This is a genomic window from Mesorhizobium sp. Primo-A, assembly GCF_003997175.1.
In the GTDB taxonomy this organism is placed as follows: Bacteria; Pseudomonadota; Alphaproteobacteria; order Rhizobiales; family Rhizobiaceae; genus Mesorhizobium; species Mesorhizobium ciceri.
In genome coordinates, this window is the sequence record NZ_RZTG01000010.1 from 32,691 (window position 1) to 47,380 (window position 14,690).

Annotated in this window: 14 protein-coding genes; 6 read left to right on the top strand and 8 right to left on the bottom strand. The window is 63.1% G+C overall.

Annotation, left to right across the window (positions count from 1 at the left end; translation table 11 throughout):
• Positions 1–15: 15 nt before the first annotated feature.
• The 6 genes from EOC83_RS19090 to tkt form a co-directional block, all read right to left on the bottom strand.
• Positions 16–756 (bottom strand): thioredoxin family protein, encoded by a 741-nt coding sequence (locus tag EOC83_RS19090; protein WP_063169157.1) that lies wholly within the window; start codon positions 754–756, stop codon positions 16–18.
• A 164-nt stretch (positions 757–920) separates the two neighbouring features.
• Positions 921–1,946 (bottom strand): class I fructose-bisphosphate aldolase, encoded by a 1,026-nt coding sequence (locus tag EOC83_RS19095; RefSeq protein ID WP_024502995.1) that lies wholly within the window; start codon positions 1,944–1,946, stop codon positions 921–923.
• A gap of 133 nt (positions 1,947–2,079) precedes the next feature.
• Entirely contained in the window at positions 2,080–3,276 is a 1,197-nt protein-coding gene (locus EOC83_RS19100; RefSeq protein WP_013529247.1) for a phosphoglycerate kinase, read from the bottom strand.
• A gap of 145 nt (positions 3,277–3,421) precedes the next feature.
• On the bottom strand, positions 3,422–5,311 hold the full coding sequence (locus tag EOC83_RS19105) for a potassium/proton antiporter (RefSeq protein ID WP_013529248.1): 1,890 nt from the start codon (positions 5,309–5,311) through the stop codon (positions 3,422–3,424).
• A gap of 218 nt (positions 5,312–5,529) precedes the next feature.
• Positions 5,530–6,540 carry a type I glyceraldehyde-3-phosphate dehydrogenase gene (gap, locus tag EOC83_RS19110; protein ID WP_013529249.1) on the bottom strand — a complete coding sequence of 337 codons (1,011 nt, stop codon included), beginning with the start codon at positions 6,538–6,540 and terminating at the stop codon, positions 5,530–5,532.
• 158 nt (positions 6,541–6,698) lie between these two features.
• Complete coding sequence (tkt, locus tag EOC83_RS19115) at positions 6,699–8,690, bottom strand: transketolase (protein ID WP_063169156.1); 1,992 nt, start codon at positions 8,688–8,690, stop codon at positions 6,699–6,701.
• A 263-nt stretch (positions 8,691–8,953) separates the two neighbouring features.
• On the opposite strand from tkt, the gene EOC83_RS19120 reads away from it, so the two are divergent.
• The 4 genes from EOC83_RS19120 to EOC83_RS19135 all read left to right on the top strand — a co-directional run bounded on the left by EOC83_RS19120 (position 8,954) and on the right by EOC83_RS19135 (position 11,503).
• Positions 8,954–9,226 carry a DUF4164 domain-containing protein gene (locus EOC83_RS19120; protein WP_013529251.1) on the top strand — a complete coding sequence of 91 codons (273 nt, stop codon included), beginning with the start codon at positions 8,954–8,956 and terminating at the stop codon, positions 9,224–9,226.
• A gap of 11 nt (positions 9,227–9,237) precedes the next feature.
• On the top strand, positions 9,238–9,603 hold the full coding sequence (locus EOC83_RS19125; RefSeq protein ID WP_013529252.1) for a cell division protein ZapA: 366 nt from the start codon (positions 9,238–9,240) through the stop codon (positions 9,601–9,603).
• A gap of 224 nt (positions 9,604–9,827) precedes the next feature.
• Positions 9,828–10,487: a peroxiredoxin gene (locus EOC83_RS19130; RefSeq protein WP_063169155.1), complete on the top strand. Its 660-nt coding sequence runs from the start codon at positions 9,828–9,830 to the stop codon at positions 10,485–10,487.
• Positions 10,488–10,630: 143 nt separating this feature from the next.
• A complete protein-coding gene (locus EOC83_RS19135) occupies positions 10,631–11,503 on the top strand; it encodes an MBL fold metallo-hydrolase (RefSeq protein WP_063169154.1) in 873 nt (290 codons plus the stop codon).
• Positions 11,504–11,641: 138 nt separating this feature from the next.
• Here EOC83_RS19135 and rpoH read toward each other — a convergent pair whose 3' ends face one another.
• Positions 11,642–12,553: an RNA polymerase sigma factor RpoH gene (rpoH, locus tag EOC83_RS19140; protein WP_127325970.1), complete on the bottom strand. Its 912-nt coding sequence runs from the start codon at positions 12,551–12,553 to the stop codon at positions 11,642–11,644.
• Positions 12,554–12,754: 201 nt separating this feature from the next.
• Complete coding sequence (locus EOC83_RS19145; RefSeq protein WP_127325972.1) at positions 12,755–13,795, bottom strand: RluA family pseudouridine synthase; 1,041 nt, start codon at positions 13,793–13,795, stop codon at positions 12,755–12,757.
• A 27-nt stretch (positions 13,796–13,822) separates the two neighbouring features.
• On the opposite strand from EOC83_RS19145, the gene EOC83_RS19150 reads away from it, so the two are divergent.
• Positions 13,823–14,206 carry a fimbrial protein gene (locus EOC83_RS19150; protein ID WP_013529257.1) on the top strand — a complete coding sequence of 128 codons (384 nt, stop codon included), beginning with the start codon at positions 13,823–13,825 and terminating at the stop codon, positions 14,204–14,206.
• A 48-nt stretch (positions 14,207–14,254) separates the two neighbouring features.
• Positions 14,255–14,662: a VOC family protein gene (locus EOC83_RS19155; RefSeq protein ID WP_063169153.1), complete on the top strand. Its 408-nt coding sequence runs from the start codon at positions 14,255–14,257 to the stop codon at positions 14,660–14,662.
• The last annotated feature ends 28 nt before the right edge of the window (positions 14,663–14,690 follow it).

Sequence of the window (14,690 nt, forward strand, 5' to 3'; positions counted from 1 at the left end):
CGACGGGAACGATCTTCAATCGCAGCAACTCGCCTGCCCCGCCTGCTTGCCCTGATATTCGTCGTGCAGCCGCACCCAATCCATCAGGCCGTGATAGGGGCCGTTCTCGTTGCGGCCCTTCGGCGTCATGTCGAGATAGTCGTAGGCGCCGATCTGCGCCTCGCCGCCGCGGGCGCGCGACATGAAGGTGAGGAAGATGTCGCCGGTCTCGTCCCTGTAGAAGACGCTGGTGCCGGGAAGCTCCTTCGATGTCCGTGGACGGGTCTCGAAATTGTAGGTGGTGCAGCCGGCGGCGATCTGCTTGTCGGTGAAGGAGACCTGCATGTCGAAGTTGAAATCCGAGACATAGGACGACACCCAGTCGAACTTCCAGCCCATGCGCTGCTTGTAAGGCAGAAGTTCCGCCAGGGGAGCGCGCGAAACCACGACCAGCGACACGTCGTGATGCCGTAGATGCTGATTGGCGCCGTCGATATGGTCGGCAAGGAATGAGCAGCCCTCGCAATGATGGGTGCAGCCCGGCCCGAACATGAAGTGATAGACGATCAGCTGGCTGTTAGTGCCAAACAGGTCGGTCAGTCTGTTTGGCCCTTGTTCGGTCTCGAAGACATAGTCTTTCCTGATCTTCAGCCAGGGCAGTTCACGCCGTTCCGCGGCGATCCGCTCGCGAAACCGCGTCAGTTCCTTCTCGCGCGCCAGATGTGCCTTGTGCGCCTGGAACCAGTCTTCGCGCGAAACGATCTTGTTGCGATGCATGAACCTCTCCCTGAATGTCATCCCAAGGACGTTGGGGATGGGCGCAACCCGACATCGCCGGAGAGGAAATAAGGACGGAGAGGCTCCGCCCCAAGCCCTGCAAGTCACAAACAAAAAACCCGGGCGCATCGGCCCGGGTTCGAAGGAGGAAGAAAGGACTGTGATCAGGCGGCCTGTTCCAGGCTCGCCTTCCATTTTCCGAGCGCTGCCAGATGGTTCATGTGGGCGCGATGGGTGAAGGCGGCCTGGCCGGCGGCAACGTTCGAGGCTTTGCCGCTCCAGGCTTTCTGTGGCGCGGCCTGCAGCGCGCGACCATAGGAGAAGGTCAGCTTCCACGGGTGCGGCCCGATGGCGTTGATGGCGTTGAGATTGGCGGTCGCCTCTTCGTCTTCCTGGCCGCCGGAAAGGAAGGCGATGCCCGGCACCGCTGCCGGCACTGTCTCGCGGAACAGTTTTATGGTCTTTTCGGCGACTTCTTCGGGGCTGCTCACCTTGCCCGATTTCCTGCCGGCCAGCACCATGTTGGGCTTCAGGATGGTGCCTTCCAGCACGACGCGCGCCGCATGGAGCTCGTCATAGAGCTTGATCAGCGTTGCCTTCGAAATGTCGTAACAAGTGTCGATGTCGTGGGCGCCGTCCATCAGCACCTCCGGTTCGACGATCGGCACGATGCCGGCTTCCTGGCAGAGGGCGGCATAGCGGGCGAGCGCATGAGCATTGGAGCCGATCGAGGTCGCCGAAGGGACGCCCTTGGCGATATCGATGTCGATTACCGCGCGCCATTTGGCGAAGCGGGCGCCGAGCTTGTAGTAGTCGGCAAGCCGTTCGCGCAGGCCATCGAGGCCTTCGGTGACGGTGTCGCCGGGAAACCTGGCCAGCGGCTTGGCGCCGGCATCGACCTTGATGCCGGGGATGGCGCCGGCCGCCTTGATGATGTCGACCAGCGGCGTGCCGTCGGCGGCCTTCTGGCGGATCGTCTCGTCATAGAGGATGACGCCGGAGATGTAGCGGGTCATCGCCTCCCTGGTGCGGAACATCATCTCGCGGTAATCGCGGCGGCTGTCGGCGGTCGATTCGACGCCGATGACGTCGAAGCGCTTCTTGATGGTGCCGGAACTTTCGTCGGCGGCCAGCAGGCCCTTGCCATCGGCGACGATCGCAGCGGCAATGTCTTCGAGACGTTCGCTCATTGTTGCTTCTCCTGAAACGGTTGTTCCGCGCTTAACGGAAGTCTACCGCCAAAGGAATGGCATCGGAAAGCTCGAATCGATTGAAGCCTCGGGCGGCCTTGTTCGCTCTCCGAGTGTTGATCGCCTCGGAGCCTCAGCGCTTCAACACATCGACGCCGGGCAGCGGCTTGCCTTCCATCCACTCCAGGAAGGCGCCGCCTGCGGTCGAGACATAGGTGAAGTCGTCGGCGACGCCGGCGTGGTTGAGCGCCGCGACCGTATCGCCACCGCCTGCGACCGAGACCAGCTTGCCTTCCTTGGTGCGCGACGCCGCATGCTTGGCCGCCGCCACCGTCGCATGGTCGAAGGGCGCGATCTCGAAGGCGCCGAGCGGGCCGTTCCAGACCAGTGTCGCGGCGCGGTCGATCCATTCGCCGATGGTCGTCACGGTTTTGGCGCCGACATCGAGGATCATCCCGTCGGCCGGCACATCGGAGATGGCGACGGTCTCGCAGGCCGCGCCCGCCTTGAACTCCCTGGCGACGACGCCGTCGACCGGCAGGATGATGGCGCAGCCGGCCTCGGCCGCCTCGATCATGATCTGCTTGGCGGTTGAGGCGAGATCATGCTCGCACAGCGATTTGCCGACATCGGTGCCGCGCGCGGCGAGGAAGGTGTTGGCCATGCCGCCGCCGATGACCAGCGCGTCGACCTTCTTCACCAAGTTCATCAACAGATCGATCTTGGTCGAGACCTTGGCGCCGCCGACAATGGCGACGACCGGACGAACCGGTTTTCCCAAGCCCTTCTCCAGCGCCTCAAGCTCGGCTTGCATGGTGCGGCCGGCAAAAGCCGGCAACAGATGCGCCAGCCCCTCGGTCGAAGAATGCGCGCGGTGCGCGGCCGAGAAGGCGTCGTTGACGAAGATATCGCCATTGGCGGCGAGTTTTTCGGTGAAGGCCGGGTCATTCTTTTCTTCGGCCTTGTAGAAGCGAGTGTTTTCGAGCAGCAGCACGTCGCCCTTGTTCATGGCGGCGACAGCGCTTCCGGCCGTGTCGCCGACGCAATCCGAGGCGAAACCGACGGGGCGGCCGAGCACTTCTGCCGTGGCTTTGGCGATCGGCTCCAGCGAGAATTCGGGCGAAGGCCCATCCTTGGGTCGGCCGAAATGGGCGAGCAGGATGACCTTGGCGCCCTTGGCCGATAGCTCGGCGATGGTCGGTGCGATGCGTTCGATGCGGGTGGCGTCGGTGACTTTGCCCTCAGTGACAGGCACGTTGAGGTCGACGCGCACCAGCACGCGCTTGCCGCTGATGTTGCCGATATCGTCGAGTGTCTTGAAGGCGGCCATGCGGGTTCCTTTCGCGAAAAACCGGGGGACCATACCCCGCATCGGCGACGATGCAAGGCTTAGGGCGCGCTCGAACCGAAATTTTGAAGTGGGCACGATCTTGCACTGGCGGGCGGATGAATGGCTCCGCTCAATAGCGGGTTTGTCAGCTTTCGGTTGCTGCCTTTTCCGGCGCTGGCTCTGGGGCCGGTTTCTCGTCCGCCCGCGCCTCGTCCGCCTGCGCCTCGGTCGGCTTGCGCCAATTGCGGATGAAGGCGGAAAGACGGTCGCCGATTTCTCCGGCGCTGAGGAAGACCGGCACCCGCGCCACCGGCGCGGTCGGCTCGAACGACAGGCCGAGGCCTATGATCTTCCCCTTGTCGTCGACGTCGCGGACGATCAGTTCTATCGGGCCGAGCAGGACGCGGTCGGCATATTCGGCATGGCCGCCGAGCCGCGCCGTGACCAGCGCTCCAACGGTGAGCTTTTGCTCCGCTTCGGTCAGGCCCGGCGTATAGGCTGCTTCCAGTTCGGCGGCGGGGCGCGCTGGATCGACGGCGAAGGCGCCGAAGAAATCGGCATCTTCGGGATCGACCACGGCACGGCTGGCGAACAGCTTGTCGAGCAGGCGCGGATAGCGATCCGGGACGAAAATGTAGACCTGGTCGCCGGCGGCGAGCCGGCCCATGTCCTGGAAGCGCATCGAACGGCCGTCACGCAGCACCAGCGAGGGTCGCGCCCAGCGTGGGATGCGCTCGCCGCGCGCCACCGGGCTGCCGGGTGCGACGCGATAGGCGAGAAGCTCGTGATGGGCCGAACCCGGCAATTCCAGCTCGACCTTGTCCAGCGGTCCGAGCCGCGCCGGCACGATCAAACCGAGGCGGCGCGCCAGCGGTCCGACCGTCCAGCCCTGGATGACCAGCGAAACCAGAACGATGATGAAGGCGGTGTTGAAGATGACACGGCCATTTTCCAGCCCGCCGAGCAGCGGGGTGATGGCGAGCAGGATCGACACCGCGCCGCGCAGGCCGACCCACGAGACAAAGGCGACTTCGGGGCGCGGCATGCGGAACGGGATCAGGCAGAGCCAGACGGCGACCGGCCGCGCCACGAACATCAGGAACAGGCCGAGCAGCACCGCCGGCACCATGATCGCCGGGAATTGCGAGGGCGTCGCGAACAGGCCGAGGATGAGGAACATGATGATCTGTGCCAGCCATGACATGCCGTCCTGGAAGCGCTTGAGGATGGTGACGGCGCGGATATCGGAATTGCCCGAGATGAGGCCGGCGATATAGACCGCCAGGAAGCCAGAGCCGCCAATGGCGCCGGCGGCGGCAAAGACCATCAACGACAAGGTCAGCACGAAGATCGGCAGCAGGCCATGGTCGAGATTGAGCCGGTCGACGAGACGCACGATGGCGAGGCCGCCGAGCACGCCGACGACAGCGCCAAGGCCCATGTTGAGGAGGAAGCCGAGGAAAAGGCTGGTGACCAGGACGTTGGTCTCGGGATTGGCATGAGCGGCGATGATCTCGACCAGCGTGATGGTCAGGAAGATGGCGATGGGGTCATTGGTGCCGGATTCCACCTCGAGCGTCGAGCGCACGCGTTCGCGCAGATTGATCTCGCCGGCACGCAGCAGGAAGAACACGGCGGCCGCATCGGTGGAGGCGACGGCGGCGCCGAGCAGGAAGGATTCCAGCCAGGTGAGGTCGAGCAGATAGTGGGCGGCGGCGCCGAACAGGCCGGTGGTCAGAATTACGCCGAAGGTCGCCAGCGACAACGCCGGGCCGGCTGCCTGCCGCAAGGCGTTGAGCGGCGTGCCGAAGCCGGAATCGAACAGGATGACGGCCAGCGCCAGTGAGCCGGCAAAATAGGCGATGCGGGCATTGTCGAACTGGATGCCGAGACCGTCGGTGCCGGTGGCGAGGCCAATGCAGAGGAACAGGAGCAGAAGAGGGGCGCCGAAGCGGAAGGCGATCAGGCTCGAAAACGCGGCGGCGACGACAAGCGCTGTGCCGACCAGCGTGACGAGATAGATCGCATGCTCCATCCTGAAATCAGCCCCTCAAATTTGTCTGTCTCCTGCTTTGCGAGAGAGTGGGGCGAAGACGTGACCAGTGCAAGGCGGCAGGGTGGCTTTTTGGTCTATGCCGCTGATTTTCGGATGTTTTGGCGCCCGGGACACAATTTGGGAAGGCGCAAGCTGCGCTCATGAAAAACGCCCGGGCAAAGCCGGGCGTTCCAAGTCTCGAAAAGAGGGCTTTGTGATCAGGCGATGGTCTTGCCGAAGGCGACCGATGTGTCGCCCATGCGGTTGGAGAAACCCCATTCATTGTCGTACCAGGAGAGCACCGATACGAAATTGCCGTCCATCACCTTGGTCTGGTCGAGCGCCATGATCGAGGAGCGCGGATCGTGGTTGAAGTCGATCGACACGTTCGGGTGATGGGTGACGCCGAGAATGCCCTTGAGCTTGCCGTTGGAGGCGGCGATCACCGCTTCGTTGATCTCCTGCACCGTGGTCGACCGCTTGGCGATGAACTTGAAATCGACGACCGAGACGTTCGGGGTCGGCACGCGGATCGAGATGCCGTCGAGCTTGCCCTTGAGGTCGGGCAGCACCAAGCCGATCGCCTTGGCGGCACCGGTCGAGGTCGGGATCTGCGACAGCGCCGCGGCGCGGGCGCGGTAGAGATCCTTGTGCATGGTGTCCAGCGTCGGCTGGTCGCCGGTGTAGGAGTGGATCGTCGTCATCATGCCTTTTTCGATGCCGACCGTTTCGTGCAGCACGGCTGCCAGCGGCGCCAGGCAGTTGGTGGTGCACGAGGCATTCGAGATGACGATATGATCCTTGGTCAACTGGTCGTGGTTGATGCCGTAGACCACGGTGAGGTCGGCGCCTTCGGCAGGGGCCGAAACGATGACGCGCTTGGCGCCGGCGGTCAGGTGTGCCGCTGCCTTGTCGCGGGCGGTGAAGATGCCGGTGCATTCGAGCGCGATGTCGATGCCGAGTTCCTTCCACGGCAACTGCGTCGGATCCTTGATCGCGGTGACCTTGAACGTCTCCTTGCCGACGGTGATCTGGTCGCCGGATACCGAGACTTCATGCGGGAAGCGGCCGTGCACGCTGTCATAGCGCAAGAGGTGCGCATTGGTCTCGACTGGGCCGAGGTCGTTGACGGCGACGACGTCGATGTCCTTGCGGCCGGATTCATGGATAGCGCGCAGGATGTTGCGGCCGATGCGGCCAAATCCGTTGATGGCAACTCTGACGGTCATAATTCTCTCCCTGGGAGTTGGAGGGCGGACGAGGGGTCTGCAGTTTCATAGCGGCGGAAGCAGAAAGAATCCAGCCGCACTGGCGTGGATTTAAATCGATTAAGTTGAGCCAGCCCGGCGAAGCCGTTTTCGCGGTTTCGCCGAACTGGCCCAGAATCTTACTTGGCGTGCAGGCGGGCTTCCGCCGCCTTGGCCGCGGCCTCGGCGGTAATGCCGAAATGCGGATAGAGTTGCTCGATCGTGCCCGACGCGCCGAAGCGGGTCATGCCGACGAAGATGCCGTCTGAGCCGATCAGATGATCCCATCCCTGGCGGATGCCGGCTTCGATCGCCATCTTGATCGGCGCATTGCCGATCGTCTTCTTGCGGTAGTCGTCGCTCTGCTGGTCGAACAGTTCGAAGCAGGGAACCGAGACGACGCGGGTCGGATGGCCGTGCTTTTCCAACAGCTCGCGCGCGCCAAGTGCGATCTCGACCTCGGAGCCGGTGGCGAAGATCGTTATCGCCGCCTCGCCGCTGGCGGCGGCCAGCTCATAGGCTCCCTGGCTGCTGAGGTTCTTGGCCGTGAATTCGGTGCGCACCGTCGGCAGGTTCTGGCGGGTCAGCGCCAAGGTCGACGGCGTCTTTTCCGACTCCAGGGCGATCTGCCAGCATTCCGCGGTTTCGACCGCGTCGGCCGGGCGGAAGACATTGTGGTTGGGGATCGCGCGCAATGCCGCCAGATGCTCGACCGGCTGGTGGGTCGGGCCGTCTTCGCCCAGACCGATGGAATCATGGGTCATGACGAAGATCGAGCGGATGCCCATCAGCGAAGCCAGACGCATTGACGGGCGGGCATAATCGGAGAAGCACAGGAAGGTGCCGCCATAGGCGATGAGGCCGCCATGCAGCGTCAAGCCATTGATGGCGGCCGCCATGCCATGTTCGCGAATGCCGTAGTGGACATAACGCTGGCCGTAATCGTCGGGCGTAATGTTCTTGGTCTGGCTGGTCTTGGTGTTGTTGGAGCCGGTCAGGTCGGCGGAGCCGCTTATGGTTTCCGGCACGGCGCCGTTGATGACCTCCAGCGCCATTTCCGAGGATTTGCGGGTGGCGACCTTCGGCTTGTCGGCCGACAGCTTCTTCTTGTAGTCGGCGATGACGGCGTCGAAATTCGACGGCAGCTTGCCGGCGAGGCGGCGTTCGAACTCGGCCTTCAACTTGGGCTCGGCCTTGGCCAGACGTCCCTCCCAGTCGGTGCGCGGCTTGGCGCCGGTTTTACCGGCGGCGCGCCATGCGTCAAGGATGTCGGCCGGAATCTCGAAGGGCGGCGAGTCCCAGTTGAAGAATTTGCGCGCACCGGCGATCTCGTCGGCGCCGAGCGGCGAACCGTGCGCCTTGTTGGTGCCGGCCTTGGTTGGAGCGCCGAAGCCGATGGTCGTCTTGCAGGCGATCATCGTCGGCTTGTCGGAGTGACGAGCGGCTTCGATGGCATAGGCGATGGCTTCCGGATCGGTGCCGTCGATGTGGCTGGCGTTCCAGCCCGAGGCCTGGAAGCGGGCGACCTGGTCGGTGTTGTCGGCAAGCGAGACCGGGCCGTCGATCGAGATGTTGTTGTTGTCCCAGAAGACGATCAGCTTGTTGAGCTTGAGATGGCCGGCAAGCGCGATGGCTTCCTGGGAAACACCTTCCATCAGGCAGCCGTCACCGGCCAGTACGTAGGTGTAATGGTCGACGAGGTCGTTGCCGAAGGCTGCGTTCATGATGCGCTCGCCGAGCGCGAAGCCGACCGAATTGGCGAGACCCTGGCCGAGCGGGCCGGTGGTCGTCTCTATGCCGGTGGCATGGCCGTATTCGGGATGGCCGGCGGTCTTCGAGCCCAACTGGCGGAAATGCTTGATCTGGTCGATCGTCATGTCCTCGTAGCCGGTCAGGTGCAGCAGCGAATAGAGCAGCATCGAACCGTGGCCGGCCGACAGGATGAAGCGATCCCGGTCGGGCCAATGGGGGGCCTTCGGATCATATTTCAGGAACTTCGTGAACAGCACCGTGGCGATGTCGGCGCAGCCCATGGGCAGGCCGGGATGGCCGGAGTTTGCCTTCTCGACGGCGTCCATGGAGAGAAAGCGGATCGCATTGGCCATCCGGTCATGTTGTTCACGCGACGTCATGGTTCCTCCAGAAGTGGGGGTTTGGGGGCTTGGGAGAGCCCTTGAAAAGGGTGCGCGACACATAGCAGGCGCGGGCTTTTAGTCAACAAATCGGGTGCACATTTGCCGGTCTTGTGATGCCGGCGGCGGACCTACATTAGCGTTAGCGGGGGACAGTCGCGAGAGCTTTGTTGACGTTGCCTTCACCCGGTGCCTAATGTTTCAGGGATAACGCGTTCTGAACGTGAACGATTCGGTGATGGGCAGGGCACAGGACGAAGGCCATGACCGGGGAAGCCACACTCAAGGAAGTCATCGCGAGGCTGGGCAAGGCCATCGAGGGGCTGGAAAACGCCGTCGCGGCCAAGCTCGAGCATGAACGCGACTACTCCGAAGCCGAGGCCGAGGTGCAGCGGATGAACGCCGATCGCTCGCGGCTGGCGCAGGAACTCGACAATTCCGAAGCGCGCGCCGAACGGCTGGAAGATGCCAACAAGGAAGTCTCGCGACGTTTGGTGACCGCCATGGAAACCATCCGCGCCGTGTTGGACAGATAGGAGCTGGCCCGATGGCACAGGTCACGGTTTCAATCGACGGCAAGCAGTATCGCATGGCCTGCGACGAGGGCCAGGAAGAGCATCTGATCGATCTTGCCGAACGTTTCGACCGCTATGTTTCACACCTGAAGGACTCGTTCGGCGAGATTGGCGATCAGCGGCTGACCGTGATGGCCGGCATCATGGTGATGGATGAACTCTCGGAGTTGCAGAAACGCGTCAAGGGCATGGAAAGCGAAGTGCTGACCTTGCGCAAGACCCGCGACGAGGCTCTGACCAAGGCCGACAAGAGCGATAGCGTGCTGACCAACGCGCTCAGCGCGCTGGCACAGCGCATGGAAGACCTGACTGTGACAATGGCGGTCAACAAGAGCTGAGGCAGGATCTCTCCTGTCCAGCCCAACAGGCTCTCATCCGCGTGCCGAGCATTCGGCAGCATAAAAATGCTCGCCTGCCACCGACAAGAGTTTCATATTGTCTTGCAGTCACGATTTTTGCGCTAAGATGCAACGATGCCCGGGCGGGGCAGTTCGATGGCAGCATGGGTTGCCGCTTGTCGTTCCTCGCTGCCGACGGGTTCCGTTTACAGGGGAGATGTACCATGAGCCTTCGTATCAACGACATTGCGCCGGATTTTACCGCCGAGACCACGCAAGGGACGATCAAATTCCACGACTGGATCGGGGACGGATGGGCGATCCTGTTCAGTCATCCCAAGAATTTCACGCCGGTCTGCACGACCGAGCTTGGCACGATGGCGGGGCTCGAAGGCGAATTCAAGAAGCGCAACGTCAAGATCATCGGCATTTCGGTCGATCCGGTCGAAAGCCACGGCAAGTGGCAGGACGACATCAAGACGGCGACCGGCCATTCGGTGAACTACCCGCTGATCGGCGACAAGGACCTCAAGGTCGCCAAGCTCTACGACATGCTGCCGGGCGGTGCCGGCGAGACGTCGGAAGGCCGCACACCGGCCGACAATGCCACGGTGCGCTCGGTCTATGTCATCGGACCGGACAAGAAGATCAAGCTGGTGCTGACCTACCCGATGACCACGGGCCGCAACTTCGATGAGATCCTGCGTGCGGTCGATTCCATGCGGCTGACCGCCAAGCATCAGGTGGCGACGCCGGCAAACTGGAAGCAGGGCGAGGACGTCATCATCACCGCTGCCGTCTCCAACGAGGACGCGATCAGGCGCTTCGGCGCTTATGAGACCATCCTGCCGTATCTGCGGAAGACCAAGCAGCCCTCTGCCTGACCGCTCCTCGGAACAGTTTTTGGCTTTCCTGTCGCCGCGAGCGAAATGATACTTGACTGGCTCACCCGAGCGGACAACCATGCTCCTCTCGGGTGTCGTCAGAGAAAATCATTCCTGACGACCGAGAGTTGGGGAAGCCAGAATTGGACGTAGCTTTGGCCAGGCCGCAGGTCAGCGGCTTCTACGACAAGCCGACCGGGGCCATCCAGTATGTCGTCGCCGACCAGGCGACGAAACGCTGCGCCATCATCGATCCGATCCTCGATTTCGACGAGAAATCCGGTGCTACGGCAACGACGAATGCCGATATCCTGCTCGACTTCGTCAGCGAGCAGGGGCTGAGCGTCGAATGGATCCTCGACACCCATCCGCACGCCGATCATTTCTCGGCGGCGCACTATCTGAGGGAGAAGACCGGAGCGCCGACAGCGATCGGCGACAGGGTCGTCGACGTCCAGAATTTGTGGAAGGCGATCTACAACTGGCCGGATTTTCCCGCCGACGGTTCGCAGTGGGACAGGCTGTTTGGTGAAGGCGAAACCTTCACGGTCGGCACGCTTCCGGCCAAGGTGCTGTTCTCGCCCGGCCATACGCTGGCGTCGATCACCTATGTGATCGGCGATGCCGCCTTCGTCCACGACACGCTGTTCATGCCCGACAGCGGCACAGCGAGGACGGACTTTCCCGGCGGCAGTGCCGCGCGGCTCTGGCGCTCGATCCAGGACATACTGGCGTTGCCGGACGAGACGCGGGTGTTCGTCGGTCATGACTATCAGGCCGGCGGCCGCGAACCCTTGTGGGAAAGCACGGTCGCCATACAGAAGGCGACCAACACCCATCTTGCCGCCGTCCGCAGCGAGGCCGAGTTCGTCGCCCTGCGCGAAGCGCGCGACAGGACGCTGCCGATGCCGCGGCTGATCCTGCATGCGCTGCAGGTCAACATGAATGGCGGGAGGCTGCCCGAACCCGAAGCGAATGGCCGGCGGTATCTAAAGTTTCCGCTGGATGGGCTTTGAGAGATCGCTGCCGGCGAAGCTGCAATCTCCCCCTTGCAGGGGAGATCGGATGTCGCCTCCGCTTTCGCCAACCACACAAGAAAAAAGCGGCGCCAGTTTCCTGGCGCCGCCTTTAGATCTTGTTGCCTTTAGCCGGCTTTAGGCTGCGGGCTGCGCCTCAATGGTGCGCAGCGCCTGGGTCTGGCGCTTGGCGGCGGCCTTGACCGCATCCTGCACCTTCTCGAAGGCGCGCACCTCGATCTGGCGCACGCGCTCGCGGCTGATGTCGAATTCGGACGAAAGCTCTTCCAGCGTCAGCGGCTCCTCGGCGAGGCGACGGGCCTCGAAGATGCGCCGCTCGCGCTCGTTGAGCACGGCAAGAGCGCCCGACAGCATGCCGCGCCGGTTTTCCAGCTCGTCCTGCTCGATCAGCATCTCTTCCTGGCTTTCGTGGTCGTCGACCAGCCAGTCCTGCCACTCGCCGGACTCACCTTCGCTCGCCCGGATCGGGGCATTGAGCGAGGCATCGCCCGACAGGCGGCGGTTCATCGACACCACTTCGGCTTCGGAAACGTTCAGCCTGGTGGCGATCTCGGCGATCTGATCGGGCTTCAAGTCGCCGTCGTCGAGCGCCTGGATCTTGCCCTTCACCTTGCGCAGGTTGAAGAACAGGCGCTTCTGGTTGGCGGTCGTGCCCATCTTGACCAGGCTCCACGAGCGCAGGATGTACTCCTGGATCGAGGCCTTGATCCACCACATGGCATAGGTCGCGAGGCGGAAGCCGCGCTCGGGTTCGAATTTCTTGACGGCCTGCATCAGGCCGACATTGCCTTCCGAGATCACTTCGCCGATCGGCAGGCCATAGCCGCGATAGCCCATGGCGATCTTGGCGACGAGCCTGAGGTGGCTGGTGACGAGCTTGTGCGCAGCGGAGGTGTCTTCATGCTCGGCATAACGCTTGGCGAGCATGTACTCTTCCTGCGGCTGCAGCATGGGAAAGCGGCGGATTTCTTCCAGGTAGCGGCTGATGCCGCCTTCGCCGGAAACGATACTGGGTAATGACTGGGCCATGATAGCGCCCCCTCTCTATTGGAGTGATGCCCCCGAAACGCGGCGGGCATGTGACGCGAGCACCAAAAGGCTCGCCCGCGACATCGGATCTTATACAGGAACAAAACCAGAAAAGACAGGCATTTGTTCAACACGAAACAGTGTGTCACGGTGAAGTGAACAATGTCAGTCAGGTTTTTTGATGGCTTGTCGGTGACGGGTTCAGAGTTTGCGGAAGCCGCCGACGAGTTCCTCCATGTCCCTCGGTAACGGCGCCTCGAACCTCATCGTTAGATGGGTAGTGGGGTGGCGAAATGCAAGGAGCCAGGCATGCAAAGCTTGCCGGGGAAATGCCTTGACCTGGCTTTTCAGCGGTTCCGGCAGCCGGTTGGCCTTGGTGCGGAAGGCCTGGCCATAATCGGGGTCGCCGATCACCGGATGACCGATATGCGCCATGTGGACACGGATCTGGTGGGTGCGGCCGGTCTCCAGCCGGCATTCGACCATGCTGGCGGTGGCGAACTCCTGTTGGCTCTCGCCGAAGCGCTCCTGCACGGCAAAGTGGGTGACCGCATGGCGGGCGTCGTCGCGTCCTTCCGGCACCACGGCACGGCGCACGCGGGCGGCGGCGCGGCCGAGAGGCGCGTCGACCCTTCCGGTCGGCCTCTGCGGTATGCCCCAGACCAGCGCCAGATAGGCACGTTCGAGATCGCCGGTGAGGCCGTGATCGGCGAAAGCCTCGGAGAGTGACTTGTGGGCGCGGTCAGTCTTGGCGACCACCATGACGCCGCTGGTCTCCTTGTCGAGGCGGTGAACGATGCCTGGCCGCCGCACGCCGCCAATTCCGGAAAGGCTGTCGCCGCAATGATGGATCAGCGCGTTGACCAGCGTACCGGTCCAGTTGCCCGCTCCGGGGTGCACGACAAGCCCGGCCGGCTTGTTGATGACAATCAGCTCGTCGTCCTCATAAAGCACATCGAGTGCGATGTTCTCGCCCTGCGGCTCCGCCGGCTCCGGCTCCGGCATGGTAACCGACACGCTTTCGCCCGGCGCCATCTTGCGCTTGGTCTCATCGATCAGCTTGCCGTCGACCGAGACCGCGCCCTGCCTGATCAGCATCTGCACGCGGCTGCGTGACATGTCCGGACCAAGCCTTGCCGCCAGCCACTGGTCGAGGCGCTGACCGGCCGCGTCCGCATCCGCCACCAGCACGGTCGGTACCGCCTCTATCAATTCAGGGGCCTCTTCGTTATGAGCGCTCATTGAAAAACCGTTCCGGAACTGTTTGCCATGGCCAGCCCGATCGCCGAAGAAGACCAGGATAAGCCGCTCGACCCCGAGGTCGAAAAGGTGCGCAGGAAACTCGTCCGCTTCGTCGGGATCAATCTCGGCCTGCTGTTCCTCGCCCTTATGGTGGTGATCGGCGCCCTTGTCTACAAAGCGCGCAATGCACCGCCGGCGAACCCGCCGCTGGCCGGGGATATCCAGACACCCGCCGGCGAACCGGTCAGCGGCGACATCGTGCTGCCGGTCGGGGCCAAGGTGGTCAGCCAGTCGCTGTCCGGCAACCGTGTCTCGATCGACGCCGAGCTTGCCGACGGCAGCCGCACGATCTTCGTCTACGACATCACTGAGCGACGCCTGATCGGCCGCTTTGCGATCCGCAACAAGTGACCGAGCCGCAACGATGAACGGCAGCAGGCCCATGAGCAAGCCTCGGGGATGAGCGGGTTCGCCGAACATCGTCGCGTCGCCACGGTCGCCCTGGTCGTCGCCAATTATGACGAGGCGATTGCCTGGTATGTCGAGAGGCTGGGTTTCCTGCTCGTCGAAAATGTCGATCTCGGCGGCGGCAAGCGCTGGGTCACAGTGGCGCCGGCCAACGGGCAGGGCGCCAGGCTGCTGCTGGCCGAGGCTTCCGACGAGGCGCAAAGCAAAAGTATCGGCGATCAGACCGGCGGGCGTGTCTTCCTGTTCCTGGAAACCGACGACTTTGCCCGCGACCACGCGGCGATGCTGGAGAAGGGCGTCGAATTCCGCGAAGCACCGCGCTTCGAGCCCTACGGCACGGTGGCGGTTTTCGCCGATCTGCATGGCAATCTCTGGGATCTGATCGAACCGAAACGATAGGCTGACGGCCGGCTTTTCCTCGACCGGG

Bases quoted from the DNA above. Each gene is read 5' to 3' on its own strand.
- EOC83_RS19090 (WP_063169157.1), bottom strand. From the start codon at position 756: ATGCATCGCAACAAGATCGTTTCGCGCGAAGACTGGTTCCAGGCGCAC.
- EOC83_RS19095 (WP_024502995.1), bottom strand. From the start codon at position 1,946: ATGAGCGAACGTCTCGAAGACATTGCCGCTGCGATCGTCGCCGATGGC.
- EOC83_RS19100 (WP_013529247.1), bottom strand. From the start codon at position 3,276: ATGGCCGCCTTCAAGACACTCGACGATATCGGCAACATCAGCGGCAAG.
- EOC83_RS19105 (WP_013529248.1), bottom strand. From the start codon at position 5,311: ATGGAGCATGCGATCTATCTCGTCACGCTGGTCGGCACAGCGCTTGTC.
- gap (WP_013529249.1), bottom strand. From the start codon at position 6,540: ATGACCGTCAGAGTTGCCATCAACGGATTTGGCCGCATCGGCCGCAAC.
- tkt (WP_063169156.1), bottom strand. From the start codon at position 8,690: ATGACGTCGCGTGAACAACATGACCGGATGGCCAATGCGATCCGCTTT.
- EOC83_RS19120 (WP_013529251.1), top strand. From the start codon at position 8,954: ATGACCGGGGAAGCCACACTCAAGGAAGTCATCGCGAGGCTGGGCAAG.
- EOC83_RS19125 (WP_013529252.1), top strand. From the start codon at position 9,238: ATGGCACAGGTCACGGTTTCAATCGACGGCAAGCAGTATCGCATGGCC.
- EOC83_RS19130 (WP_063169155.1), top strand. From the start codon at position 9,828: ATGAGCCTTCGTATCAACGACATTGCGCCGGATTTTACCGCCGAGACC.
- rpoH (WP_127325970.1), bottom strand. From the start codon at position 12,553: ATGGCCCAGTCATTACCCAGTATCGTTTCCGGCGAAGGCGGCATCAGC.
- EOC83_RS19145 (WP_127325972.1), bottom strand. From the start codon at position 13,795: ATGAGCGCTCATAACGAAGAGGCCCCTGAATTGATAGAGGCGGTACCG.
- EOC83_RS19150 (WP_013529257.1), top strand. From the start codon at position 13,823: ATGGCCAGCCCGATCGCCGAAGAAGACCAGGATAAGCCGCTCGACCCC.
- EOC83_RS19155 (WP_063169153.1), top strand. From the start codon at position 14,255: ATGAGCGGGTTCGCCGAACATCGTCGCGTCGCCACGGTCGCCCTGGTC.